At 67.1% G+C, this 26,641-nt stretch carries 14 protein-coding genes and 1 pseudogene; 8 read left to right on the top strand and 7 right to left on the bottom strand.

Annotation, left to right across the window (positions count from 1 at the left end; all coding sequences use genetic code 11):
- Positions 1 to 306: 306 nt before the first annotated feature.
- From drmC to ACIBK5_RS43050, 6 genes are all read right to left on the bottom strand, one after another.
- The gene (drmC, locus tag ACIBK5_RS43075) at positions 307 to 1,185 is read right to left on the bottom strand and encodes a DISARM system phospholipase D-like protein DrmC (RefSeq protein ID WP_399028878.1); all 879 of its coding nucleotides are present in this window, start codon (positions 1,183 to 1,185) and stop codon (positions 307 to 309) included.
- Positions 1,182 to 3,053, bottom strand: a complete 1,872-nt coding sequence (gene drmB / locus ACIBK5_RS43070; protein ID WP_399028876.1) for a DrmB family protein — start codon at positions 3,051 to 3,053, stop codon at positions 1,182 to 1,184. Before drmB ends, drmC begins: the two co-directional genes overlap by 4 nt.
- Positions 3,050 to 6,577, bottom strand: coding sequence for a DISARM system helicase DrmA (gene drmA, locus ACIBK5_RS43065; protein ID WP_399028874.1), 3,528 nt, complete (start codon positions 6,575 to 6,577; stop codon positions 3,050 to 3,052). Before drmA ends, drmB begins: the two co-directional genes overlap by 4 nt.
- Positions 6,578 to 6,645: 68 nt before the next feature.
- Positions 6,646 to 10,713, bottom strand: a complete 4,068-nt coding sequence (locus ACIBK5_RS43060; protein ID WP_399028873.1) for an Eco57I restriction-modification methylase domain-containing protein — start codon at positions 10,711 to 10,713, stop codon at positions 6,646 to 6,648.
- Positions 10,713 to 14,006 (bottom strand): DISARM system SNF2-like helicase DrmD, encoded by a 3,294-nt coding sequence (drmD, locus tag ACIBK5_RS43055; protein WP_399028871.1) that lies wholly within the window; start codon positions 14,004 to 14,006, stop codon positions 10,713 to 10,715. The genes ACIBK5_RS43060 and drmD overlap by 1 nt, the downstream gene beginning before the upstream one ends.
- A gap of 688 nt (positions 14,007 to 14,694) precedes the next feature.
- Positions 14,695 to 15,012 (bottom strand): transposase, encoded by a 318-nt coding sequence (locus ACIBK5_RS43050; protein ID WP_399028869.1) that lies wholly within the window; start codon positions 15,010 to 15,012, stop codon positions 14,695 to 14,697.
- Positions 15,013 to 15,194: 182 nt separating this feature from the next.
- Between ACIBK5_RS43050 and ACIBK5_RS43045 the strand changes: the two genes are divergently transcribed.
- The 4 genes and pseudogenes from ACIBK5_RS43045 (at position 15,195) to ACIBK5_RS43030 (ending at position 19,551) form a co-directional block, all read left to right on the top strand.
- Positions 15,195 to 15,428, top strand: coding sequence for a helix-turn-helix domain-containing protein (locus ACIBK5_RS43045; protein WP_399028886.1), 234 nt, complete (start codon positions 15,195 to 15,197; stop codon positions 15,426 to 15,428).
- A 505-nt stretch (positions 15,429 to 15,933) separates the two neighbouring features.
- Positions 15,934 to 16,227: a hypothetical protein gene (locus ACIBK5_RS43040; protein WP_399028867.1), complete on the top strand. Its 294-nt coding sequence runs from the start codon at positions 15,934 to 15,936 to the stop codon at positions 16,225 to 16,227.
- Between the two features lie 409 nt (positions 16,228 to 16,636).
- Positions 16,637 to 17,707, top strand: coding sequence for a hypothetical protein (locus ACIBK5_RS43035; RefSeq protein WP_399028865.1), 1,071 nt, complete (start codon positions 16,637 to 16,639; stop codon positions 17,705 to 17,707).
- Positions 17,708 to 17,922: 215 nt separating this feature from the next.
- Positions 17,923 to 19,551: pseudogene (locus tag ACIBK5_RS43030) on the top strand (ISAzo13 family transposase).
- Between the two features lie 118 nt (positions 19,552 to 19,669).
- Here ACIBK5_RS43030 and ACIBK5_RS43025 read toward each other — a convergent pair.
- Positions 19,670 to 19,861: a hypothetical protein gene (locus tag ACIBK5_RS43025; protein WP_380871452.1), complete on the bottom strand. Its 192-nt coding sequence runs from the start codon at positions 19,859 to 19,861 to the stop codon at positions 19,670 to 19,672.
- A gap of 282 nt (positions 19,862 to 20,143) precedes the next feature.
- Here ACIBK5_RS43025 and ACIBK5_RS43020 point away from each other — a divergent pair, with 282 nt between their 5' ends.
- The 4 genes from ACIBK5_RS43020 to ACIBK5_RS43005 all read left to right on the top strand — a co-directional run bounded on the left by ACIBK5_RS43020 (position 20,144) and on the right by ACIBK5_RS43005 (position 26,083).
- Positions 20,144 to 22,753, top strand: coding sequence for a hypothetical protein (locus ACIBK5_RS43020; protein WP_399028863.1), 2,610 nt, complete (start codon positions 20,144 to 20,146; stop codon positions 22,751 to 22,753).
- Between the two features lie 515 nt (positions 22,754 to 23,268).
- Complete coding sequence (locus ACIBK5_RS43015) at positions 23,269 to 23,673, top strand: hypothetical protein (protein ID WP_399028861.1); 405 nt, start codon at positions 23,269 to 23,271, stop codon at positions 23,671 to 23,673.
- 307 nt (positions 23,674 to 23,980) lie between these two features.
- A complete protein-coding gene (locus ACIBK5_RS43010) occupies positions 23,981 to 25,279 on the top strand; it encodes an RNA methyltransferase (protein WP_399028858.1) in 1,299 nt (432 codons plus the stop codon).
- A gap of 384 nt (positions 25,280 to 25,663) precedes the next feature.
- Positions 25,664 to 26,083 carry a DUF6192 family protein gene (locus ACIBK5_RS43005; protein WP_399028856.1) on the top strand — a complete coding sequence of 140 codons (420 nt, stop codon included), beginning with the start codon at positions 25,664 to 25,666 and terminating at the stop codon, positions 26,081 to 26,083.
- The last annotated feature ends 558 nt before the right edge of the window (positions 26,084 to 26,641 follow it).

Genomic DNA, 26,641 nt, shown 5'->3' with positions numbered 1-26,641 from the left:
TCCGTGCGGTGCAGTCCTAGACAGCTCCACCACACCGGAGGTCTTCGCCATGATCAAGCCCGGCCAGCGTTAACAACGCTCGTGATCAATACATCAGCCAGTCATGACCACGCGGAAAAGCTCGAGGTGTCGCCGAGGAAAGCCCGGAAGCCGTCAGTAATTCACCCCTTCTGCGGGCTGCAGGCGAGCGATGTTCCCCCAAGGCCGGACTACCTCGGGGGTCAGCCGGGCGGTCTCCTTCCACCAGCGCCAGGCCCGGACCGAGCAGAGGTGGGCGCATGAGCCGTAGGGCACCTCGACCGTGGTTCAGGTACGTCCGTCGCTCTCGTCAACTCCGTTTCCTTGGGAGGGTACCCACGGCAATCGGACAAGCAAGCTGCTTTCTGAGTGCATCAGGGTGGTGAAGTGATCGACGAGCTTGCCGACGGCGATCGGGTCGCGGATGACGGCACCGACCTCCAAGTTGTCGTTGTACGCGTTGTCGGTGAGGTTCGCGCTGCCGAGCAGGACGGTGCTTCGGTCAGCGGCGATGACCTTGGCGTGCATGCTGCCGCGTCGGCCGCTAGAGCCGCGCCGCTCGGCGTTCGCCCATTGCCATAAGTGCACGTCCGGGTGGAAGCGCAGTGCGTGGAATGCGATACGCCCGTCGGTCTCTCCGTGCAGCCTGCCGCCGGCGGAGCGCGCGGTCTCCAGGACCAGGTTCACGCTGACGCCACGATCTGCGGCCTCTGTGATCTCCTCGACGATCTCCTGTATGCCGAATGCGGCGTAGCTGGTAAGCAGGAGCGTGCGGGTCGCCGACCGTATGACCTCGACTGCCGCGGATGCGGTGAGTCTGAGCGGCACGGTACCGCTCAGCGGGCCGGAGACGACGATGTCGACATGGTGGGAGGCGAGGTCCTGCTCGTAGCGGCAGATGGCAGCTTCGAGGGCCAGGGCCAGAGCGGGCCCTGGCAGTTGCGGATCGGTGGATCTCCAGGCGGACAGCAGCAGAGCGGCGCGCGGCCCGAGTCCCGCGCCGGGATGCGCGGCGATGAGACGGGACTCTGTCTGATCGTCGGGAGCTTTGATGGTGCGCAATGCCCTGGTCCAGGCTGCGAGATGGGTCTCGGGGAGGCTTGCGACGAGCTCAGAGATCACTTCGGGAAGGGGGATCGCGGCTTGGCCGACCTTGTGGCCGGTCATGGCGTGAAGAATCCGCCTGGCCGGCCGCTGAACGTCTCGACGAGCAGTTCGCGGTCCAGGAAATGGTTGCCTCGTTCGCAGGATGTTTCCGCGGCGAACAGGCAGGCGTGGCAGGCTGCGCCGTGCAGGCGGCCGTGGGCGACCGGGTTGTGGTCGGCGCACAGGGGGTCCGAGCCGCATAGCCGCGCGGCCTCGAGCGCTTGGTCGATCAGAGCGCCGAGCCGGTGCTGCCCACCGAGGGTGACCAGGCCTCCGAGGGTGCCCTCGCTGTCGGGGGCCGCGGTGTAGAGCAGGATCCCGGCCATCGGGTCGTTGCCGGAGCGTGCGTAGATACGTTCGCCGATGCCGGAGGCGCCGTAGCCGCACTCCAGGGCGAACTCGCGGATCAGGACGTGGGCGAAGGTGTGCAGCAGCAGGTAGCGGATGCCCGGCCACTCCGCGGCGGTCCGGCGCTGGGCGCACCACTTCCGATGTGCGGCTCTCAGGATGCCAGCGCGTCGGATGACGTCCGGGTTCTGTTCCCAGATGGCGACCCGTTGTTCGTCGAAGCGAAGGAATATCCCCTCGCCGCGGGTCTCCGCACACGGCACCCAGCTCGGCGCAGAGCTGGTCAGCGGTGCGCGGTTCTCCTCCTGTACCGGTCCGCCGCTGGTCGCGGATCCCCATTCCGGTGCGTCGATCCGGCTGAACCCGTACAGGGCTGATACCTCTCGGAGCCGCTTGACGAGCCGCACCTGGCTGAGCCAATTGCGGTGGGTGGGCGGTACGGGCTCGTTGCTGACGCTGAAATTAGGATGGTTCTGGGGACGGCCGGTGAAGGCGAGCCATTCCGGGCCGGCAATGTCCAGTGCGTCCACGTCCTCGACGGCGCCGGACTGCATTCCGTCACGGTGGCGGGCGATCGCGTTCAATACCTCGTCCGCGCCGAAGCGCTCAAGTTGCGGCCACATCACCTGCGTAGGCAGGACCAGGCGGGCGGTCTCGCGTGGCAGGCTCGCCACCACCTGCAGTCCGGCCCAGTGTTCGGCGACCGCGCTGTCCACCGGGTTCTCAGCGTGCGGCAGGGAAAAGACCCGCAGCTGCATCGCGAACCAGCCGTTCGTGGCGCCCAGCGCCATGGTCCGGGTCTGCTCGGTACAGGGCTCGAAGGTCCCCAGGTGCGGGTGCCGGCCCCGGCAGGCCGGCAGGACGAGCTCGCTGCGGGTACCAATGGCCTCGGCCATGGAACGGGCCTTCACCTCGCAAGAGCATTCGACGAAGATGTTCGCCGCCTCACCGGTGGTGCCGCGCTCGACCAGCTTCAGCGTGTGGTCCGGCCCGTGCGGCGCACCTCGGTGGACGAAGTACATCCACGGGAAGTCGTCGAGATGCCCGGCTGGGCAGGCTGAGACGAACCTGGCCGGTACTGCGGTAGGCCGCCTGCGCCCGCTCTCGCGGCAGGAGTGGACGTAGCGGGTCTGGTCGGGCGCGAAGCTGTTCGGCAGCAGATGGAAGAGCCCGGAGTCAGCCGGTGCGAGCCGGTTGCAGCGATTGTCGGTGCACCGCAGCCAGCCCGGGAACACCGCGACTGGAACGCCGATCCGCGACCAGGCGCCGCTGAAGTCGTTCGGGTCCTCCGGCGTGTACGGCGGCATCCGGAGATTTTGGACCTGGTTGCCGAGCTTGCTGCGCACCGCCGCGAGTAGCCGTTCCTCGGGAACGATCGCGGCCTGCTCCAACGCCCACTCGTCGAGTCCGAGGATCATCACCGAGAGGTTCGGCAGGTCCGCGACCGCGCCGACTCCGTAGGTGTGCAGCAGCTGGCTGGGCCGCAGCTCCCCGACTCGCAGCTCGTCCGCCGGTCGTGAAACGCTCGTGGTGCTGGTCATGAGAGGTCCCCTTGCTGCCTGGCGCCATCAATGTCCGGGGTTGTACGTGGGAGGAAGGGGTGTTTCTCATGGTCGTCGATGCTGCCCGGTGCAGCTCGCAGGACCAGACGGATACCCGGCTCGACCTCGCGCAACGAGGTCGGACAGGTTGTGGGGCCCCAGGGGCCAGCGTCCGGGCTGCGGAGCAGTCCCACGATGTCGTCGGCCTTGCCTTTGGCGTCGAAGGCAAGCCGGGTCGCGGGGCGGCGCTGCTCGCGCGCCCACAGGTCCAGGAGGCTGTCGAGTTCTTCGCGTACCCGAGCTGCGACGGTGCGATTGGTGGAGATCTCGCCCGCGCGGCGTTCGAGGTAGCGGACGATGTGGTCGGCCTTGCTGCTGTGCGTGTCGAAGGTCTGCGCGCCGAGGTTGCCGTTATCGCCGGCGTCCAGGTTGCGGGCCAGCGCCACCAGGACACCGGCCAGGCCGCGGTCTATGGCGCGCTCGGCGAACGGAGTTACGGAGAGGGCCTCGACGTGCCGGTACACGGTGGAGTGGAAGTGCTCGAAGGTCTCGTAGTGGGACAGGTCGCGTGGGCGGGCCCAGTTGAACACGGTGAAGACGAGGCCCGGGGTGGCACGGCCGACTCGGCTGGTCGCCTGGATGTACTCGGCGGTGGACTTGGGTTGGTTGGCCACGACCATGACGCCGAGGCGGGAGACATCAACGCCGACGGCGATCATGCTGGTGGCCAGGAGCACGTCGATGGGCGTCAGCTTGTTCGCCTTGGGGAAGGTGTACTCCAGTTGATCGAGGATGTCCTTGATTTTCTCCGAGGTCAGCCGTGAGGTGAGTTCCTCGAGTCTCAAGTCGTAGCGCCGGGACAGGCCACGCTCGTTGACGCGTTCCAGTCGGGTAGAGACGTCGTCCTCCACGGAGAGACGCATACCGCCGAGGTCGCGCAGGCTGTTGAAGTAGCCGACCAGCGTCATGTACGGGTCGGTCACCGGGTTGCTTCCGTACTTCTTGTGCACGGTCTGAGCGGCGGCGAGCACGGCGACGTACACGCGAATCATTGTGGACTTTGTGCGCACCCCCTGCGCGCAGATCCCGATGTAGCGGCGTCCTGGATGCGAGTCGGCAGGCCGCTGACGGGCGAAGAAGCTGTCGCCGATCTCCAGGCCCTGCGGCGGGAAGACCTCGGTGCGCCGGTCGAACAGGGCGTGGATCTGCCGCTCCGCGCGGCGGACTGTGGCTGTCGAGGCGATCACCTTGGGCCGCACCGTCTTGCCCGGTGCGTACTCCCAGGTGGCCAACCGGTCCACGGCGGCTTCGTACAGGCCGGTCAGTGATCCCAGGGGGCCTGAAATCAGGTGCAACTCGTCCTGGACGATGAGATCCGGCGGACGCACCTGTGCGGCTGTGGTGAGCGCCGCGGATCGGTAGCGGCCCTCCGCGATATGACTGCCGGTCTCCCAGCTCTCATCCGCGATCTGCGCCGTGACATACCCGTGGCGTGAGCAGTGTCGTGACGCCCGCCCGAACAAGGCCTGGGTGCGCCCGTTCCAGGCCAGCTGCGCGAACTTGTCGACGGTCGCAATGACCAGGCTCGGTAGGACCCGGTAGATCTCCTCGTCGACCACGACGACCGGCAGGCCCTCCCCGTTCGGGTCCCAGCCGCCGAACGGGCAGGAGAACAGCTCCGGGCAGCGGAGGTAGGTGCGGCGAAGAGTCATGTCGACCTCCACGTCGCGTCCCTTCTCGATCTTCGTGCCGCACCACGGGCAGCTGGTGAGCTGGTAGGGCGAGCCCGAATCCCGATTGGGCCGCCCACTGGCCTTCCGTACGTCCTTGACCCATTTATCCGCATGGTCGGTCGTGTTCGGAGAGACCTTTCCGCCGACCCACAACCCAATCCGGAATGGTTCCGTGCCCCACCGCGTCTCGTCCGCCCGGCGCAGGACCTCGCAAGCGCAGATCAACGCGGTGGCGCGCTGGAACTGCTGGATCGTCAGCAGCCGAAGTGTGTAGCGCATGAGGACCGCTACCCCGTGGCACGCGTCGAGACCGCCGAGATCAGGTCGAAGCCTGCGGATGGCCAGAGTGTAGGCAGTCAGGCCGAGGTACGCCTCGGTCTTGCCACCACCGGTGGGGAACCACAGGAGATCCGCCACCGCCTCAGCCCCCGTGGCACGCTCCGGGTGCGCCGGATCCGTCAGGGCAGGCAGATTCAGCAGCAGGAACGCGAGCTGGAACGGGCGCCAAGACCGGTGGACCGGCTGGTCCTCCTCGAGGAACACTCCCTCGACATCACGGGACGGGTCACGGCGCCGCGCCGCGGCGACCCGGGTGTGGATGCGCTGCAGGTGCATCGCGCTGTTGGCGAACCGAAACGCGGTCAATGCGTCGTCGTTTCCGAGCACCAGCTCGATCCCCGCTTCGATACGGTCCGCTGCCCGTTTTGCATCCCGCAGCGCCTCACCCGCCTGGGTTCGGTACTCGTCAAGGTGCTGGCCCTCCTGCCCGACTCGAGCTTCGGACCGCCCGATCCATGCCCGGTAGCCGGCCACCAGCGGCATCAGCCCCGCGCGCAGCTCTTGCCTTTCGCACGTGGCCAGCACCTTCATGTCGACCAGCAGGTCAGCCAACTCCGGCAAGTCCGGGTCACTGTGTGCTGACGGGGCGTCGGTCTGCGCGATGTCATAGTGCGGTGCAGCCTTCGTTCGAATCGCGACCGCCGTCATCGGATCGGAGTCACTTGCCGTCGCGTGTACGCCGGTGGCGTGCCCCACCGCGAATTCCGGACTGAACCGGTACGCCATCGCCAGACGTCGCTGCTCGGCCCGGTCGGCGCTGTCGCCGCCGGAGCCGGGCTCGTGCCGGGGAAGGAACACCGCCGCGGCCTCAGCCCCAGTCGCCGAGAGTTCGGCCTGGAAGGCCCAGTGCAGCGGGGAGTTGGAATCGGTCTCAGTCGTGTTGACCAGGAACAGCGTGACCAGCCAGTCGTCCCCGAAGCGACGTACCCGTCCACGCAACACCATCTTCTCGTCCTCGCTGTCGAGAACGAGCGGCTCCACGACACCCTCGACCAGCTTGACCGGGACGCTGCCGACGTGCGGCTCACGCCGCCAGATCAGCTTCTCGACGCTCGGATCCGTCGAGCGCGCGCGGACATAGCGTGCCCATTCCCCGGTCACCTCCAAGCGGTCCGCGTCACCGCGTACCCGCGCGGTGAACCCGATCGAAGACGGGCTCAGGCTCGGCACGTTCGGCGCATCCGCGTCCGGTGCCCCATCGTCCGCGCCAGCCAACCTGCTGTCGCCGAGCGGGGCGTCCAGCTCCTCCGGAAAGATCGTGGTGCCGTTCGGCGCAAGCCGCCCGAGCACATACCAATCCGTCGGAGCGTCCGCGACCTCCTCCATCTCGCCGCCCACCGGCCCGAGCAGGTCCCGCACCACCAACTCGGCCAGTTCGTCCCGCACCGCACCAGGGGGCGGGACAGCCAGGATCGAACCGTTCGACGGCGAGGCCGGCAACATGTCGCTCATGGATCACTACGATAAGGCGCGACGCTGACAAGACAGACAGATCACTGCCAAGTAGCAGGCGGGCTCCGCTACCAGAGCACGTCCTCGGAAGCGGGGGGTGGCTTGCGGGCCGCGGTCTTCCTAGGTTTAGCCGGACCCTTCTTATTGTGGAGACCGTGGCGAACCTCGTCCTCGTAGAGGGCATGGTTAAGTTCGAGTAGACGGTCGTTCATCTCGGTCTGAACGTCGGGATCGACAGTCCAACGCAGGCCGTGGGCAGTCTCGTGGAAGCCGTGGTTCAGCGCTAGCGGCGTCCAGCCGAACCGTGCAGCGAAAGGGTGCGCGAGGTAGGACTCGGCCACGGCCTCGTCGATCTCGACGTGGAGCTCCCGCAGCCGCTGGATGTCGGTGTCGTGGTTAGCCTGTTTATGGACCTCGTTGTAGAGATCGGTCATGCCGAGCTGCGGCGTCCGCGACAGCTGGACATGACGACGATAGGTGTCCAACTCCTCACCTACGGCACGGATTCGCTGAGTAAGCTTCGGCTGGGGAAAAGTGTCGAATCCATCGGAGGGGGTGTAGCGAAGCCGCGTCTCCAGCGTCGACTCACCCTTGACGGTCCACCAGTTGAAATGCCAGGTGCTGGTCAAGAGCGCGAGCATTGCAGCGCAGTCTGAAGTATAGAAGACACACAGAGCATGCGAAAAAACCTGGCCATTTGGGACGATGGCCGGTAGGCCGTATTTGCTATGCAGCCCAATAACTAGGACCTGATCATGTTTCGAGATGACTCGGCGCATCTCGGGCCGCGGTCGATGGAACCTCCACCATGCCTCTCGATTAGGGCGGCCACATGCCTCGATACGCGCAAGGAGGGAGGGGAAACTTTGCGCCTCCTGGAGACTCATCAACCCAAAATCTATCACCGATTTAGCGGCTCCAAGAGTCGGTTGATTGTTGACCTCGTCGGCATTCAGCAGCGGCAAGATTACACTTGCATTTCGCTGGTCCAGTGCAATCAGACTCTGAACTTCGTCGGGATCGTCAAGAACGAGGCCGTCCCCGGTTACCTGACATCCCACTGAGTATTGTCCGGTCGACGCAGCAAGCTTTCTCGGCGCGCCAACGGTGCGCGACGGGACAGTAAGGCTTTGCGAAATTTCGCGCACGGGTCGACCTTCGAGGATGAAGTTCTCTCTATCCCCAGCCATCCCGACCCACACTAGCGAGACATATACGCCGGCCTGACCTGGCCATTCCATTGACTTAACGGCACGCCAGATCTTCCAGCCTTGTGAAACAACTCGATCAAGGCCGACTTCACGAGAGTCAGTCTGCGCAATGCTATTGGTTGCAATGATGCCGGTTCGCCGAGCCGGTGCGAGGTCAAGGTTACGCAAGAGGAAATACGTGCAGAGGTCAGCCCGACCGCCCGATCCATGACCCTTTGCAATTACTTGCACGTTATAGTGCAGACAATCCTTCCCGATGCGGGCACTGGTCTGCACCCCACCGGAAAAGGGGGGATTCCCGACGACGGCATCAAAATGATGGTCGCCTCTAATTGAGTTAGCAAAGATCTCGGGGAATTCCAGCGGCCAATGCAACGGACGCAGGGGCGCCCTGCGTGGCCCGTCGCTGGGGCCACGCAGCCAGCTGTCAATGATGGCGCGAGCCTCGGCCGCCGCGTCACTGTCATCCAGCAGTGCCCGCTCGACAAGGTCGGCAATAGAGGCGAGACGATCGTCATAGGCGTCTTCGGACTTGGTTGTCGCGGTGGACAGCTTCGCTGCCACCACGGCGTCCGAAACAAGCCGCAACCGTTCCGTCAACGACTCGGCCTCAGCGAGCTTCTTTGCCTTCTCCCGCGCATCGCGGATGTCGAAGACCTCGTGCTCCTCGATGTCCCGGCGCAATTCCGCGGCTCGTGACAGCAGCGGGCCGATGACCTTGTCGATCTCGTCGGTAAGACGGACTTTCATCCGGCCCTCGCTGGGCATGAGGTGGAAGGCCTCGATCTGATCCACCGTAAGGCAGCCGATGAGGGAGTCACCACAGCGCAGTGCGTGATCGACGAAGTTGAAGGGTCGGCCCTTGGCGAGGGTGACCAGCCACAGTGAGAGCTTGGCGAGTTCCACCGCCATCTCGTCTTTGTCGACGCCGTACAGGCAGCGGTCGGCGACCATGCGGCGGGCTTCGAGGAGTAGAGCGTCACGGTCCTCAAGTTGTTGGCCCAGGCGCGCGACGACCGTCTCCGGCACTCCATCGCGGCCCCATGCTTCGACGACGCGTTCGGACAGGTACCGGCATGCCGAGACCAGGAATGCTCCGGAGCCCATCGCGGGGTCGAGGATCTTGAGCGCCAGGAGTTCCGAGGCTGGCCGTACTCGCCACTCGGCCGGCTGGGTGCCGTCGGCGGGGCGCGGGATGCCATCCGGGGAGCCGGGTGCGAAGCAGAGCGGGTCGAGGGTGTGGATCACGATCTCTTCGGCGAGGGCTCGCGGTGTGTAGTGCGTGCCGGAGTCGCGTCGGTCGCCGACCTGGGTGACGATGACCGTCCCGGCGGGGTGGACGACTGGCTCGTCGCGCAGGTCGAGGCGCAGCAGGCCGTAGAACGGCCTGACGCGGGCGGCGAGTTCGGGGTCGTTGTCGCAGGCCGCGTCGAGCTGGCCGATCTCTTCCCCGGTCGGTTCGGTGGCCAGTGCAGTGGTGAACTGCTTGTCTGTCAGTCCGGCGAGCTCGGTTACCTCAGTCTGGAGGCGTCCGGTGGCGTGCCAGGTTTCGAGGTCGGCGAGCTTGGCGGTGCTGCCGGACTTGCCCTTGAGGCCGAGGTGCGTCTCGTCGAGGCGGACTGCGGAGTGTTCGAGGAGGCCTTCGTAGACGTGGCCGATCTGTTCGACGTCGAGGCCCTTGTAGGAGAGGCGTTCCGGTGGCGCGCTCTTGCCGGTCGTGGTGATGCGCTTGAGCAAGATGAGCGCTTCGAGCATGGCGAAGACGACGCGGTCGCTGACCTTCAGCCGTTCCAGCCACGGGAACCTGCTGGGGTCGAACAGTGATCCGCCGTACGCGGGGATCCACATGTCCGGGTGGCGGGCGCCGCCGTGGATCGCCCGGAAGGTGGCGAGCAGGGTGGGCCAGGCGGCCCACTCTCGGTCCGCGATGGTGGCGTCGTCCTGGTCGAGGCGTTCGTAGAGCTTGGTGACCGAGTAGGACTCCGCGTACAACTCATCGTCGGCGGGCAGCAGGGCCTGCTCCTCTGCGTAGAGGAGGAAGACGACGCGCATCATGGCTGTCAGGGCGGCACGGTAGACGGTGCGGGGGGCAACGTCCGCCAGCACCCCGCCGCCGGCCTCGCGGTCGCGGCGGGAGAGCTCGGCAATGAGGAGTTCCACGGCCGCGCGGATCTGCCGGCCTAGAGTCTTGGTGACGGCAGTGGTGTCTTGGGCGGTGCGGGCCAACAGGGCGCCCAGGGAGTCTGTGTCCTTGCCGTCGCGGTCCTTCGGAGCGATCGCGGCGCAGCGGGCTCCCATCAGCGAGACAAAGGCGCGAAGCAGCAATGGCTCTTCCGACCAGAGGTCGGCGTCGAAGTCGGCGACGGACGTTGGCGTCGAGGGTCGTGCATGGACCAGGACCCACAGGCGCCCGTTGGTGAGCAGCGCGAGGGGGACGGCGCGTCGTCGGCACAGTTCGGCAGCCTGCTCGACCAGTGACGGCAGGCCCCTTCGGGCGCGGGTGAGCGATTCACCCCAGGGACGGCGGTAGATCAGGGCGCGTTCGGCTGCGCCGGGCAGGGCGCTGGTCGGGTCGGCCGGGCCCATCAGCAGTGCGTCGGGGGCGGTGCCCGAGCTTTCGGCGAGTTCGCGTGGCAGCATCGAGCCCTGGCGCAACGCTTGCCCGCGGTAGTCGAGAAGTTCCTCCAGGACGAGGTTCTGCCAGGCGGAGCACAGGGTTTCCGGCGCGGCCTGGAGCTCGGCCCACGCCTGCCGGAGGCGGGCCCGGAGCGCAGTTTCGACGACTCCGAGGCCCTGCGGGAACGCCTCGGCGAGGATCTTCGCGCTGATGAAGGGGCCGTCCGCGCGCAGTAGATTGAGCCACTCGCCGTGCTGCTCGATCGGGGTCTGCTGCTTGGGTTTCGGGGTGCGGGTGCGTGCTGGCATTAGCGGCCTGCCTGGTGTGCGGTAGCGCTTACGGTCAAGGAGGCAGGGACAAGGAAGGTGACCGCGGCGGGGAAGCGGCGGGCGACCGGGTCGGCGTAGCGGTGGCGCAAGGCAGCGGCCTCCGAGTCGCGCTGTGCGGGGATGGCTGCGAGGCGTGCCTCCAGCTCCGTATGGTCCTTCTCGAGTTGCTCGCGCTCCGGATCGGCGGTAAGTAGAGAGATCTGCTTCCACTGCGGGCTGGAGCCCAGGGATTCGCGGATGTTGCGTTCCAGTTCGGTCAGCACCGTCTGCATCGCCTTGACGTCCTCCTCGCAGCGCTTGGCCAGCACCTTGCGCTGCTTGCGTACGATCTTGTTGGACTCGACCGCCAGTGCCTTGCCGAGCGGTGCCTCCAGCGCGCCCCACAGTTCGGCGATCCGGTCGAGGAGCTCGGGCGGCGGTGCGTCCTGCGACGCGGCGGCGAGCCAGCGCTCCAAGACGTCGGAGTCCTTCTCCACAGCCAGCTTGCCGTGTTCGATCAGTCCACCGGCCAGAGCGATCTGCTCGTGCAGGCGCACGCCGCGGTTTCCGGTGATCACGACACGGCCGTGTGCGATCACCGCCGGGCTGCGCAGCAGGTCACTGGGGACGACGCGGGCGGTGACCCGGGTCAGGTGGTCACCGTGCTCGCCCTGGGACCACAGTTCGGCGCGCAGTAGGCGCAGACAGAGATCGACCAGGGGATGGTTCAGGTGCAGCAGCACCGCGTCGGCGCGGCCAGCGTAGTCCTGGTCGAAGGTTACCGGGCGCTCCTTGCCGCTCACCGGGTGCCGCAGGCCGTTGTTGCGGGCCTGCGCCCAATCTCCCTTGAGTTCCGGAAGCCTGAAGCAGCGCGCAGCAACCTTCTTTGGCGACGGAATGTCGATCAAGTCCTTGTTGTGGGCCAGCCGCAGCGCGGTACGCACCACCCGCTCGATCGTCTGCGGGCCCAAGTTCAGCTCGGTGCGGGTCCGGGTGAGCTGGTCCTGGGCCTGCTGCAGATCGTGCGCCAAATTCCGTTCAATCTTCAGTACGGCCTTGCCGACTCGGCGCTGGATCTCCCGGTCGGTGGTCTGCCAGCTGGAGCGCCTGCCGAGCATCTTCTGCTCGACCTGGCTGGCGATCACGTCTCCGGCGCTGCCGAGGTCGATGCGGATCTGTTCGACCTTGCGGACCGCGACGCCAAGGAACGCCATCGCGTCCTCCAGGGTGCCTTCGGCGAATCCAGTGTCCTCCTCGCGCTGCCGATCCCAACCCTGGGGGACGAAGTGCACGATCTCGACCTGTGCTGCGGTCTGTCCGTGCCGGTCCACTCGGCCGTTGCGCTGCTCGAGGCGGTTGGGGTTCCACGGGATTTCCCAGTGCAGTACGCGATGGCAGTGGTTTTGCAGGTTGATGCCCTCGCTCGCAGAGTCGGTAGCGAGCAGGATGCGCACCGGGTCGACATCCAGGTCGTCCTGGAAGACGTTCTTGACGCGCTCGCGTTCGTCAAGGTCCTGACCGCCGTAGAGCTGAGCGATGGCCTCTCGGGGGATCCCGGCGCTGATCAGCCGTTCGTACAGCCAGCGCTGCGTGTCGCGGTACTCGGTGAACACGATGACCCGCTCGCCGTCCCAGCGACCGTTCACACCGTCGGCACCCGTCTCCTTCCGCTGCACGTTCTTGCGTAGCCAGCCGAGGAACGCGGTGAACTTGCCGTCGGCTTTGTCCGAGTTGCGCAGCCCCCAGTCGCGCAGCTCCCCCAAGAGAGTCTTCTCGGCAGGGGACAGCGGCGGGACGAACCTGCGGGCGGTGGTGAGGGCCTCCCGCGCGGCCTCCTCGAAGGCGGTGTCGTCCTCCGCCGTCTCGTCCAGCTGCTCGATCATCTTGACCAGGATCTTCTCCGACGTCGTATGCGCGCCGGAGTTACCATCCCGCTCGGGCTGGTCCTGCCGCTCCCGAGCCAGCATTGTCTGCAGATGGGCCTCCACCGTGTTGGCGAAGGCCTTCGGGCTGGACAGGAAGCGGCGCTTGAGGAGCGTGACGACGAAGTCCGCGGCGCGGCTCGGAGCTATGCCTGCCAGCGTCAGCTGCCCGTTGATCGCCTCTCGACGGGACTGCGCGTACTGATCGAGCTTCGCGTAGGCATCGCGGGTGCCGACGTCGTAGGCGACCTCCAGGGGATGGTCGAGGTCGCGCTCCGGGAAACGCGGGCTGCCGTCCCAGTTCGGCGGCAGGTCCCGCTTCAGCCTGCGCACCATCACCTGAGCCTTGGCCTCCTCCGAGGGCTCGAGCGTACGAGCAAAGCGGTGGCTGTCGAGCAGTGCCAGCAGTGCGGTGAAGGAGGACAGGTAGCCGTTGTGCGGGGTGGCCGAGAGGAACAGCCGGTGCTCGGTGTGCGGGGCCAGAGTCTTGATCGCGTTTGTGCGCTGAGAGTCGACCACGTACCTCCCCGAGCCCGAGGGCGCGCAGGTGTGCACCTCGTCGACCACAAGCAGATCGAAGGTCCGCGGGTACTGGGGCACAGGCGGCAGGATCGAGCGCAGAAGCGCCAGCGGCCGCTCGCGCTTGAGCCAGTCGATCGAGACGATCAAGCGCGGATAGTGCTTCCACGGGTTCGCGTACAGGCCGCGTGACCGTCGCAGCTCCTTCAGCAGCTCCGCGTCCACGATCTTGAAGGTGAGACCGAACTTATCCCGCATCTCATCGCGCCATTGCAGCGTCAGTGACGCAGGGCACACGATCAGCATCGTCCGCGCCCGGTGCCGCAGCTTCAGCTCTTGCATCACCAGACCGGCTTCGATGGTCTTGCCGAGGCCGACGTCGTCCGCGATCAGCAGGTTCGTACGCGGCATCTGCAGTGCCCGCACCACTGGGTCGAGCTGGTAGTCCTCCGGCTTGACCCCGGAACGGAAGGGCGCCTGCAGCAGCGTCTTGTCCGCCGTCGCCACCGCACCCCAGCGCACCGCGTCCAAAAAGGCGTCCAACTTCGCCGGATTGTCGAACCCTGCAGCCGGTGAGGGCAGGGCGTGCTGCTCACGAGCTGTGGCACCGGGCTCCAGCTCCCACAGGACGCGAAGCTCCTCGTCGCCGGCGTCACCGTCCACGGATACCAGAGAGACCAGGTGCTGGGCTTCGGCGAGTAGTGGACTGCCTGGCTGCTCGACTGCGATCGAGGAGCGCTCCACCGCCGTGGCCACCCATTGACGGTTGCGTACGGTAACCAACTGTCCTACGGCCGGCACCGCAGCACCGTACGTGAACACGTCCGCTTCGTCGCGCTCTTCGACACCCACCCGCGCCAACTCTCCGCCCCTGGATCACCTACTGCTCCCTGTGCATCCTTCCACGAGCCTGAGGACTGCCCCAGATCCTGGGAGACGGTGAACGAAGCCGGACAGCGACGGCTCGGGAAGCGGAGCGGCTTCCCGTGATCTTGAACAGCAGAAACCTGCGTGCATGGACCAAGTCGCCTACAAGGTGCCCAGGTAGTCCCCCGGCCGTTGACGGCGGTCAGGAGTCGCCGGTGATGGTGCGCCAAGGTGCGGCGGTGACCGGCCGACTCAGCGCGCCGCCACGTCCGCCGGCGCCTGGTCACGGGTTCTGTAGAGCGGGCCGGGGTGGGTGCCGAGGTAGCCGGTCCAGCCGTAACGGGCCCTTTGACGGGCCACAGCGAAGTGGAAGCCATAGCCCCGCGTGGCCGGAACGTGAGCCCGGCTCGGCCGCAGCCCGCGCGTCACCCGCCGAGGCTTGGTACGTAACCGTGCACGTGCCTGGGCAAGTTCGGGCGTACGCCGACAGCAGGCCTGAAACCCGCTCGACGCCGCCGTTCGGGCGCTCTATGGCCCGGGTCGGTGAACACCACCACGGGAAACGGCAAGCGGGCGCGGGATACGCACCATCGTGGCCAAGGAGTTTTACCCCCGAAGATCTCTTCGGCCCGGCGGTAGGGCAGCCCGACCCGACCGGGGAAGCCTGGAATCATCAGCGGGTCTGGGCAAGCTCAAGCTCTGAGGCGAACATCAGCGTGGCGGCCCTAAGAACTGCATTGGCACGGCGCAGGTCCCGGATTTCACGCTCCAACTCGCGCAGCCGATCGTCCCCGGGAACCTCGGCCGTGGGCTCGCGACGGCTCGCCTCGGCCTTCTTGACCCAATGCCGCAGTACCTCAGGGTGAATCTTCATGAGGTCGCCGACAGTACCGACCACGCCAACACGGTCCGGGTCCTGTGCGCGGATGTCGAGCACCATGCGCACCGCACGTTCCATGACCTCGGGCGGATACCTGCGCTGAGCGGGCACGTCGTTACCTCCAAGCCGTTCGGCACGGCCGGACTACTGCCACGGACTGCAGCCTACTGAGCTGTCTCCACGCGTTACTGGAAGAATTATGCACAACTGTTCATGGTGGTGAAAGAGGCGCGAGTGATCAAGTCGGTGGCGTGTCTCCGTCTCTGCCCGACCCTGTGCTCCACGCGTTCGGAATGCACCTCCGGCGCATTCGCGAGGATCGCGGCATGACCTTGGAGGAGCTGGCAGCCCATAGCGGCCTGAGCTTCCGCGGAGTGGTCTATATCGAGCACGGCCAGCGCAATCCAAGCTTGACAACCTTGATCAACCTTGCTGGCGGCCTGCACATCCAACCTTCTCGTCTACTGGCCGTCTTCGATGTCGAGCAAGGGACATTCCCGGAGGCTGGCAGCCCGGCGCAAGATTGAGGCTAAAGAATCGGAAACTCGCGGCAGTAACAGAGTGCCGGCGGCCCCAGGCATTGCGAAGGCCCCGGCCGTCTCGACCGGGGCCCGCGCCCGCCCCACCGCGCTCTGCCTCAACCGATCGTCACGGTGACACCGACACCGCTGCCGATCATGACCAGTGCCAACGCGATGGCGCCCACTACCACAAGGATGCTGATTGGTCGTGCCGTCCGGCGCTCCTCCTTGATGGCGTACCGGACGGTCCGCCACCACTCGTTCCCCCAGCTTCATGCTCCTCACCTCCTGTGCTTTGAAGCTCAGTTGAGCATCCCAGTAGCGAGGGACCAGACTTCCAAGTCCCTACGCTGTGCCCCAAGGTTGCACAGCGCGCTACAAGACGATTTTGAGGACAGGGTGGCGATCGACATCCCGAGCCACTGGCCGGCTGGACCAGTGCTCGACTACCTGACGTGACTGCACAAGCTCTACGAGGAAGCAGGCAAGCCGGGATCGGCGAGACTGGGCCGTGCCATCGGGTGCGCGCACACCACCGTCCTTAGTCTGCTCAAAGGGCCTCCGCCGGGCCGCCGCCCGCGCGGGCCTGATCGCCTCCACCGAACTGCTGCCTGACCTCCCACCCCGCTGGAGCGGACACAGCCTGCGCCGCGGCTTCGGCACCGCCGCCAAACAGGCCGGCAAAGACCTCATCGAGACCGGACGCCACGGCGGCTGGGTCGACGGCTCGAAGTCCCTGGCCGGGTACTTCGGGCAGGCCGGGATGTGGGACGAGACGAACCCGCTGTACGGCATCGACCTGTAAGAGTTCCTTTAATACTCCAGCCCGACTTCTGTATTTTTCCTGGTCAACGGCCTGGCGGTGGGGATGTAGCGAGGGTTGGGCATCGATGGGACGGTGTTGGGCCGGTCGTCCTGCGAACGTGTGCCCGCGCCGCATGTAATGACAACCCTCCGTCGTCGTTATCTAGGGTTGTCAACCTAATCTCCCATGTCAGAGCGTGGATCAGGCTTCTGGCACGTTAGGCACGTAGGTCCAGCGATATCCGGAGACTTCGGGCGTTCGCTTCGCTCGGCCGGTGCCATCGGCGCCGACCCTGACGGAGCATGACCCTCAGCCTCATGGGGTTACGGGACAGCTCTTTGGTAGGTGCCGCTCGGGGCGATTCTCAAAACCCCTGCTGCGCAAGCCCTCGCCTTGTCAGGATGTGCGCATGGACACTTCACCCGCCCTGCCGGATCCTCTCCGCGCGATCATCTTCGACGCTAACGCGCTCGGCAAAGGACTCCCTCATCTAGGGAAGGTGCGGCGGATCGCGGCCCTGGCAGGAGACGCAGGAGTCGAGACATGGGTTCCGGAGGTGGTGGCCCTGGAGTGGGCGGAGCACCTCGTCCGCGAGGTCGAAACATTCCGCGTCGCAGCGAAGTCCGCAGTGAAGTTGATGTCTGCGGCAGGCATCAAGGTGCAGCCCCCAGTACTCCCTTCGGACGGTCAGGGTGTCGCCGAGGACTTTCTCCGGGAGCTGAAAGCCGTGCCGGGCGTCACGATCGTGGAGCTAAGCGGAGACGCGGCACGCGCTGGACTGAGGGACCAGATCATGCAGACTGGGCCCGGCCGGAAAAAGCAGGGAGTCAAGACCGGGGGTTCCGACTCCGCCTGGCTGCGGGACGTCCTAGTAAAGGCTGGTGGCTCGTTCGACGAAGTCGCCCTGCTCAGCCAGGACGGCGATGTACAGGTCGCCTGTAAGGCTCTCCGGGTGGCTCCTCCCCAGATGATGAACTGGAAGGACTTCAACCAGGCGCTGTTCAGGCTGGTGCAGAGCCCGCAGGTACTGGAGCGCAGGATCACCCACTACTTCTCCTCACTGGTGGGCGACTCAAACGGGACTCATCACGACTGGGCCGAACCGGAGATGGATCTCGGCGGCTTCGAGGCCGATGAGGCGCTCCTGCTGGCCGGCAGCCACCAACACCAGCCCGAACTGAATGACGTCACCCTGCGCCAGGTGTATGAGGTGCTCGATGTGTCGGACATCCGCATGGAGTACGCGACGATGGGCGAGGAAGCCGGCGATGACCCTCGAAACGCCACGCTGGAGGCGACCGTTGCGTTCCGTGCCGACCTAAACGTCTCTACCTATGAACTCACAGTGGATGGCGGCGTCGAGATGGGCTGGCACCCCGTAGACGATGTACGCGTGACCAGTTCGCTCATCATCGAAGTCTCCGAAGGAGAGATCCGCTCTTACGAGCCGGTCGATAGCTCCCGCGTGACGCGTATGTGATCCGCGCGTATACGGCCGGGCACCCGTTCGAAGAAGGTCTCCAAAAGGGCGTTCACCACGCCGTGCTCGGCATCGCCCGCCTCAACAACCCTGTCCTGGCTGGGTGAGTCATGGCTCCGTACCCGATCGACTGTCGTAGATCATTTACGGGACAGTCCTTAGGGCTTGCAGATCATCAAGGTGTTGCTTCCCGACCCATGGCTCGTTGATGTGGTATGCGCATCCCGGACGAGATCCGTGCCCAACTCAGCGTGAAGTTCATGGTGTTGTTCCCTCATCTGGATGAGCGGCAGCGACGGCTGCTGATGGCCGCAGAGGCCCGTGTCCTGGGACACGGTGGTGTTCGGGCCGTCGCGCGGGCGGCGTCGGTGAGTGAGACCACGGTCCGCAAGGGCGTGTTCGAGTTGGAGGCGGGCGAGGAGCCTCTGGGGCGGGTGCGGCGGCCGGGCGGAGGACGCAAGAGGGTCGCAGATCTCGATCCGGGGCTGCGGCCGGCCCTGCTGGCGCTGGTCGAGCCGGACGAGCGCGGTGACCCGATGTCGCCCCTGCGGTGGACCGTGAAGTCGACCCGCACGCTGGCGATGGAGCTGGCCCGGACCGGGCACAAGGTCAGTGCGGACACCGTCGCGGACCTGCTGCGGGAGGAAGGCTTCAGCCTGCAGGCCAACGCCAAGACCATCGAGGGAAGCCAACATCCGGACCGGGATGCCCAATTCCGCTACCTCAACGAGCAGGCCCGCGAGCACCGGGACGCCGGCCAGCCAGTGATCAGCGTGGACACCAAGAAGAAGGAACTCGTCGGCGAGTTCAAGAACAACGGTCGCCAGTGGCGGCCTGCGGCTGATCCGGCGCCGGTGAACGTCCATGACTTCGCCGACCCCCAGCTGGGCAAGGCCGTCCCGTACGGGATCTACGATCTCGCGGCGAACACCGGCTGGGTCAACGTGGGCACCGATCACGACACCGCCGCGTTCGCGGTGGAATCGATCCGCCGCTGGTGGTGCGGCCAGGGCCGGGTCGCCTACCCGCAGGCCACACGACTGCTCATCACCGCCGACGCGGGCGGCTCGAACGGCTACCGCACCCGGGCCTGGAAGCTCGAACTCGCCCGGCGCGCGGCCTAAACAGGACTGACGATCACCGTGTGCCACCTACCGCCGGGCACATCGAAGTGGAACAAGATCGAGCACCGGCTCTTCTCTCACATCACCATGAACTGGCGCGGCCGCCCGCTGACCAGCCATGAAGTCATTGTTCAGTCCATTGCCGCGACCACCACCCGCACCGGACTGCGCGTCACGGCCGAGCTGGACACGAACACCTACCCCACCGGAGTCCGGATCGACGACGCAGAGATGGCGTCCCTGCCACTGACCCGACAAGCCTTCCACGGCGACTGGAACTATGCCCTGCACCCCCAGCCCTGCCCAGCCATCCCAGCACCCCGGGCTCCGCAGGAGCTGGCCCAGGAGTGGGACCACGCTCTCCTGTCCGACCCCCTCCTGACCGGCATGTCCCGGCAGCAACTGAGCGATCTCATCAACACTTTGGCCCTCCACGGCGACGTCAAGCGCGGCCGCCCGCCCCGGCTCATCTTCCCCGACCAGGTCCTGGCAGCCGTCCTTCACCTGCGGGTCGCCCTGGCCGCGGAACCCCTCGCCGTGCTCTTCGACAGCAGTCGGACCGCCATGCACCGCACCCTGCTGAAGATCAGGACACTGCTGAAGGCGCACAGCATCGTCATCCCGTCGGCGGCCACTCCGCCCTCTGCCCTCACAGCCCTCCAGGCTCGGGTTCGAGCCCTGAGTGGCGACCCCAGCAGCATGATCAAGACGACGTGTTAATGATCTGCAAGCCCTTAGGGGACGAACCTTGGATTCTTGACCGTCCCGAGCCTCCTTCGGGGACGGTGCCGCATTGAGGGGCTCCTGCACTATTCAGGCCAGACGCGAGTACCGGTAATTACGTGAGCAGGGCGGCGAGTGCTGCGGTCACGGAGGCGGCGAGGGTGAGGACCGCGGCGAAGGTGATGGCAGCGCGAGTGAAGGCGGCGGGGTAGGTGGCACCGTCCATGCGGGCGAGCTTGCCCGCGCCGGCCGCGGCGAGCAACGCGACGACGATGACGAGTGCGGTGGTCAGCAGAACGACGGACACGACGGACTCCCTGTACATGGTGGGGTGTTGACGTGCTCGAAGGTCGCGGAAACGGTGTGCGCCGTGGTTCGCCCGGACGAAGATGAACACCGGCGAACACACCACGGCCCCGGGGGCGAGCACGTGCACGACGAACAGAGCGGTCACACTCCGGACTCGGCTCTGCGGGAACTACGCAGGAGACTGGCTGACGGCTTGGCCCAGGGCAGGCTGAACAAGACACAGCTCGTCCGGCGCACCGGGCTGGGGCGTACCTCCGTGTCGAATGCGTTCTCGCCCCGAATGCCTGGGCCGTCGCCGGAGACGGTGGTGGCGCTGGCCCGCGAACTGAAGCTGCCGGTGCAGGAGCTGCTGGCGTTGCAGCGGGTCGCGGCCGGGAAGTTGGACGCGGCCGAAGCGGGCAGGTCGGCCCCGGGCAGGCCGATCGGTGAGTGGGAGCCCCATGCCCTGGAGGTCCACCCGGCCGGGCCCGGCTCCGGGTCGCCCGGGCGGCGGTTGCTGCCCGGATACGTGCCCCGGCCGCATGACGAGGTGCTGGCCGATGCGGTGCGTGTTGCCGCGGGCGGCTTCAGCCGGATGGTGGTGCTGGTGGGCACCTCGTCGACGGGGAAGACACGGGCGTGCTGGGAAGCCGTCCAGCCGCTGGCGGCCGAGGGATGGCGGTTGTGGCATCCCTTCGCCCCGACCCGAGCCGAGGCCGCGCTGGAGAAGCTGGCTCGGGTCGGGCCGCGCACAGTTGTGTGGCTGAACGAGGCCCAGCACTACCTCGGCGACCGGACAGTTGGTGAGCGGATCGCGGCGGACGTGCACGATCTGCTGGTCAGCCCGGAACGTGGGCCCGTTCTCGTGCTGGGCACGCTTTGGCCCGACTACCTCAAGCAGTACACGGCCCTGCCCGTGCCGGGTGAGGTAGACCTGCACAGCCGGGTCCGGGAACTGCTCTCTGGCTGCACCGTGAAGGTCCCTGACGAGTTCGATGCCGAGGCGCTGGCCAGCGGGGCCGCCCTTGCCAGGGGCGGCGATGCGCTGCTGGGCGACGCACTGAGACGTACCCGCGCCGACGGGCGCGTCACCCAGGACCTGGCCGGCGCCCCCGAACTCCTGCGCCGCTACGAGCACGCCAGCCCGGCCGCCAGAGCACTACTTCAGGCGGCGATGGACGCACGCCGCCTCGGCGTCGGTCTCCACCTTCCCCAGGCCTTCCTCACCTCCGCCGCCCCCGAGTACCTCAGCCAGGCGGACTACAACGACCTCACCGACGACTGGGCGGAACGGGCCTACGCCGAGCTCGCCGAACCCGTCCACGGCAAACAAGCCCCGCTGCGCTGCACCATCCCCCGGCCCCTGCTCCGCCCGCCCACCCTCTCCAGCACCATGCCCGCATCGGAACAGCCTCTGGCGGCACCGGTGTTCCGGCTCGCCGACTACCTGGAACAGCACGGCCGCACCACACGCAACCACTGCTGCCCGCCCGCCTCCTTCTGGCACGCCGCGCAAAGCTTCCTCACCCACCCCGATGACCTGTACAACCTGGCCACGGCAGCCGAAGCCCGGAACCGCCTGCAAATCGCCCACCACCTCGACCACCGCGCCGCCGAACACGGCAGCAGCGCTGCCCTGGTCCGACTGGCCCTGCTGCGAAAGAGCACCGGGGACCGGGAGGGCGCCGCGGCACTCCTCCAACACGCCGCCGATCGCGGCAGCACCGAAGCCCTGGCCCGCCTGGCCGGGATACGGCAGGAGGCCGGGGACCAGGAAGCCGTCGACACCCTGTCCGAGCAGGCCGCCGACCGCCGGGACACGGACGCCCTGGAGCACCTGGCCGGGATGCTGGACGAGGCCGGGGACCGAGAGAGGGCCGAGGCCCTTTACCAGCGGGCGGCCCAGCACGGCAGCATCACCGCCCTGAGACGCCTGGCCATGATGCGGGAAGCGGCGGGGCACCGGAAACCCGCCGAGGGACTGGCCCGGCAGGCTGCCGAGCGCGGCAGCACCGACGCGCTGGTCAGCCTGGCCGTGGAGCGGGAGAAAGCCGGCGAACGCGAAGCCGCCGAGGCCCTTCACCAGCAAGCGGCCGAGCACGGCAGCACCATGGCCATGACCCGCTTGGCCATGATGCGGGAGGCGGCGAAGGACCGGAAGACAGCCGAAGCCCTGGCCGGACAGGCCGCCGACCAGGGCAGCGCCATGGCCCTGATCAAGCTGGCCATGATGCGAGAGGCGGCGGGGGACCGGAAAGCAGCCGAAGCCCTGGCTGGACGGGCCGCCGAGCACGGCGCCGCCGTCGCTCTGGTCAGCCTGGCCAGCATGAGGGAGAAGGCCAGGGAGCCGGAGTCCGCCGAAGCCCTTCTCCAGCGGGCGGCCAGGCACGGCAACACCATGGCCCTGACCCGCCTGGCCGACCTGCGAGAGGCGACAGGGGACGCTAAGGGCACCGACGATCTTCTCCAACAGGCGGCGGACCACGGCGACTCCGACGCCCTGGTCCGCCTGGCCGGAATGCGGGAGAGGACCGGGAACCGGGCAGGTGCCGATGCCCTGGCCCGGCAGGCCGCCGGCAACGCCCACGCTCTGGCCCGCCTGGCCATGATCCGGGAGGCGGCGGGGCACCGGAAACCCGCCGAGGAACTGGCCCGGCAGGCCGCTCAGCACGGCAACATCCAGGCCCTGATCGACCTGGCCGAAAAGCGGGACGCAGCGGGAGACCACCAGGCTGCCGTGGCCCTGGCCCAGAAGGCCGCCGACCACGGCACCGGGACCCAGCACCATCTGCCCGTGCATCGGGGGATCTTCAGCAGACTGTGGCCGTACGGCCTGGACCCGGACGGCACGCCGACGCCTGCATGGCAGCGATCCATGTGCTGCGGGCAGGAAGGACTGAGACCCAGCTAAAGTCGAGTGAAGGACGGTGCCGACCTTGGACACAAGCAGTGTCCGGTCGTCCTGGTGCTCGTCGGAGTGGCCGTGTCACCGCGTGCAGTACTGACACCCCTCGGAGGGGACGGCGTACATCGACTGGCACCGGTTCTCTCCCTGGTGGCGCTCGCGCAGCTCGTCTGCGTAGATCGTGGTCGGCTCCACGGTCCAGTGCGTAGCTTCCAGAGCGGCAACCTGGAAGCGCACCGCCTCCACAGCGAACTGCCCTGCTTACCCGGCACAACCTCGCCCACTGGCGGGGGCGGGAATGAGGCACGGGGCAGAGCGGTCGAGTGAGTACCCGGCGTTGGGAAAGAGATCCCCGACGTTGATGATCAGCTCCCGGCAATGCGTGACTTCCGCCCGATGCGGCAGACGTGGCTGCCCAGTTCGGTTCAAGCCCGGCGACATGCTGTCAGGCGTTCGTGCGATGATCCCCCGTCATGGGGAGATACAGGTGGGGGACAGCAACCGTCGGAGCGCTCCTGACGGTGACCATGGCGGCAACGAGCGGCTGCGGCGGCGACACGAAAGCCTCGACCGCCGACAGCAAGCCTGCCGCCGTGGCGCCCAGCTTCAGTAAGGCGGCTGCGGCTTTCCAGGACGAGGCCGCGAACGCGTACCTGGACGACGAGTGCACGGAGGAGGCTGGGACGTGCTGGGACAAGATGAAGCACATCGTGGCCTCGGCCCGGGTCCTGCGTAAGGCCATGAACGGCGAGAAGAGCGTGGGCCCCGAGTTCTGGACCGACGCCTACGCTCTGATCGACAAGATGGAGAAAGGCCTCGAGCCCGGCGAAGACCTGGGCGTGAACGAGATGACGTCCAACCGGCCGACGGTCTTCGGCTCTGCTCACGATCTGGCCGCCTGGCTCGACGAGCACCCGATCAAGTAGCACCCGACTCCGCTTCACACAGGGGCCCCGCACGCGCCGTGCGGGGCCCCTGTGGCGTTCTCAGACAGGCTGGGCTGACCTCTCGTAGTTTGTAAGGAGGAAGGATCTCCCCGGCTTCGGGGGAAGGCAGGTGACGGCAGCCCGCATGTTGACGTCGCCGACACGCGACCGCGGCTTGAGTGACTGGAGGAGATGTCGAACACCGCGCCCGGCTGCGCTGGTGATCCCGTACAACTGGATCGCGCTCTGATGCATTGTCAGTGGCGCCCGCCACACTGGCCTTCTCAACGATGTAGCAGGGGGGCCGATGGCGTTCCGGGCCGTGCACGCGCAGTGGGGGACGGTCTTCGCGCACTTACCCGATCTCGGGTGCGGGCGGTCGTGGGAGGCGGTGTGGAGAGTCCGGCCGCCCGCGCCGATCACCTGCGACGAGTGCCGGCACTCGATGCACGCCAAGCGGTCCCCCAGCGGCCTGCGGTTCTTCGCCCACGCCCCGGGGGCCCCGGAATGCGCGCTCGCCGGGGAGACGTTGGCGCACCACCTGCTGAAGCTAGAGCTGGCAGCCGCCGCCCGAGAAGCCGGAGCGCATGCGGAGTTAGAGGTCCGTGGTCCGGAGGGCGCATGGCGGGCCGATGTGCTGGCGAGCGATCCAGCCGGAGTCTGGCGGATGGCTCTGGAAGCACAGCTCTCGCCCATCACGGCGGACGACATCGGGACCCGTACGGAGCGGATGCAGGCTGATGGCGTGTCCTCGGTGTGGTTCAGCGACCGGTACCGGCCGCCGTGGTTCGGACAGGTGCCCTCGGTGCGGGTGAAGGCCGTCGACAGTGGCGGTCTGGTCGTGGTGGAGGGCCTGGCTAAGTTCTCCGGTGGGCAGTGGGAAGAGGGCCCTCAAGTGCCGCTCGCAGAGTTCCTGCGGTGGGTGTTCACCGGCCGGGTGGTGCCGCACCGGCGGCGGGGTCCCGTACGCAGCCCCCTTCAGGCTCGTCTTTCGGTCTGGACGCCCCCGCAATACGCCCAGCAAGAGGCCGCCCATCTGGAGAAGGAGGAACGCCGGAAGCGTCTGGAACAGGAGGAGAAGCGCCGTCTCCTGGACGAGGAGCGGGTCCGGTGGGAGTTCCTCCAGGAGCACCGGCGTCGGGAGGCCAGCGAGAGGGCTGCGGCGCAAGGCGATCATGCGGCGGCCATCCACGCGCTGCGCGAACGGCAAGCCCGCCTAGAGAAGCCGGCCTTTGAGTTCATCCGTCGGGAAACCGGCGTCCACCCCTTCGTAGAAGACGGTGGCGCTGCCGAGTTTGCCATGGGCGTGCCGGTGTACGTGGGGATGACCCTGTACGGCGTCATCTGCCCCGTCGCCAGTCGGGTCGCTGCCATCCGGGACCGCCTCGCGGCACTGGTGGTGTTCGTTGCCTCCGAGAGGGAGCGGCGGCGCATCGCCGCGCACGCATGCCCGGGACAGCGCATTGAGGTTCTGAACGGCGGTCCGGCTGCCGTCCCGCCTCCCCGGCAGCCGACAGGGCAAGACCCCCTCCCGCTCCCCGATGGCGAGGACGCATCTGGCCCGGAGGCTGATCGCTACTCCCGACGCGATCGGATGAACCCGTGAGGCGTGTGACCCAAATACGGATCAAAAGGGCAATGAGGAAACCGGGCCAAGGCTATGCCGCGGGTGTGGTGGTCCGCTGATGCCGGCGGCGAAGACGAGGGGCTCGTCCGCGTGCCGGTCGCGGCACGGACGATCGGCCTCGAACGCCCTGTCTCAGCAATGTACTGCTCTCCCCGGTGCCGCTCGGGCCTGGCGCAGGCGGCGCGCGGCGGACACCGGGTTGTGAGACCGCGCATACGGCAGCTGTCGTGGTGCTTCACTGCGTGGCCGTGCGCCCTGGCCAGTGCGTGGAGTCGGCTGGATGGTGCGGATTGACGGCCTGCCGGGGCGAGTTGACGGCATGGACAAGGTGCCGCACCCGCGTCCGCCGGGGGGGATGTCCGGATGCCCGCGATGATCGGGAGTGTGACCCGGGAACGCTATGACGAGTTGGTCAAGCTGGGGCGGGACCGGGTCGCGGCGATGAGTAGTGTCCAGTGGCGGCTCGGGGATGCGGCTGTGGAGATCGAGCCGATGCGTTCGTATGGGGGTGCGAATCCGTCCGGGAAGGACGACTTGCTCACGGTCAGCGAGGCCATCCGGATGTTCGCCGAAGACGTGGGGCTGGCTTACACGACGGTCCGCAGTTACCGGTGGGTGTCCTCGCGCTGGCCGAAGGAGCGCCGGCGGGCAGACATCTCCCACACGATCCACAAGATCCTGGCCAGCATCCCCGATGAACAGGAGCGTTACGAGCGGTCACCAACCCCCCTGCCAACTCACGCGGCGGACAGGCCCGGCGGCAGCGGATTGCGCGTCCAGTGAGCCTTCCTGCCGCCGCAGCTTCTTGACCACGCTTTCCGCTTGGTGGCACTGCCCATCGGTCCTTCGCAGACCGGGCAGATGGTGGCGAGTGGATCCTCGTGGACGGGCTTGCCGACAGTTTGCGAGTTCGGCGGCCTAGGCAGTGGTTCGCCTCGCTGGCGGAACTGGAAGGCGACTCGACGGCAGTGCGATGAGCACATGTAGCGGCGCTGTCCGAGCCGGAACCTCATCGCTCGTCCGCAGACCCGGCAGGGGACTTTCGTCAACTCTGCCGGTGGGATGCGTCGGCGGTATCGCTTCTGTCGGCAGGATCTCGAGCAGGTGAGGGGCTTGACTCCGAAGCTCGCCATCGGCCGCATCGGGGCGCCGCATTCCTCGCACTGGATCGTCTCCAGGATCTGCCGCAGTCCGCCGGGGTCGCGTCCAGCTGCCGCGGCGAGCCGGTCCCAGCTCGGAAGACCGCGGTGCATGGGGGGCTCGGCGAGGTATTTCCGCAGGTAGGCGGGTGGAAGACAGTTAGCTTGAGCGAGCCGGGTGATGAACGTGCGGGCTCCTTCG

Origin of the sequence: Streptomyces sp. NPDC050546 (assembly GCF_044457425.1) — a bacterium.
Lineage (GTDB): Bacteria > Actinomycetota > Actinomycetes > Streptomycetales > Streptomycetaceae > Streptomyces.
This window is presented reverse-complemented; position numbering and strand designations above follow the sequence as displayed.

Coding starts and splice junctions, on each gene's coding strand:
- ACIBK5_RS43045 (WP_399028886.1), top strand. CDS start 15,195: ATGCACCTCCGGCGCATTCGCGAGGATCGCGGCATGACCTTGGAGGAG.
- ACIBK5_RS43035 (WP_399028865.1), top strand. CDS start 16,637: ATGGACACTTCACCCGCCCTGCCGGATCCTCTCCGCGCGATCATCTTC.
- drmC (WP_399028878.1), bottom strand. CDS start 1,185: ATGACCGGCCACAAGGTCGGCCAAGCCGCGATCCCCCTTCCCGAAGTG.
- ACIBK5_RS43060 (WP_399028873.1), bottom strand. CDS start 10,713: ATGCCAGCACGCACCCGCACCCCGAAACCCAAGCAGCAGACCCCGATC.
- drmB (WP_399028876.1), bottom strand. CDS start 3,053: ATGACCAGCACCACGAGCGTTTCACGACCGGCGGACGAGCTGCGAGTC.
- drmA (WP_399028874.1), bottom strand. CDS start 6,577: ATGAGCGACATGTTGCCGGCCTCGCCGTCGAACGGTTCGATCCTGGCT.
- ACIBK5_RS43020 (WP_399028863.1), top strand. CDS start 20,144: ATGCCTGGGCCGTCGCCGGAGACGGTGGTGGCGCTGGCCCGCGAACTG.
- ACIBK5_RS43005 (WP_399028856.1), top strand. CDS start 25,664: ATGCCCGCGATGATCGGGAGTGTGACCCGGGAACGCTATGACGAGTTG.
- ACIBK5_RS43010 (WP_399028858.1), top strand. CDS start 23,981: ATGGCGTTCCGGGCCGTGCACGCGCAGTGGGGGACGGTCTTCGCGCAC.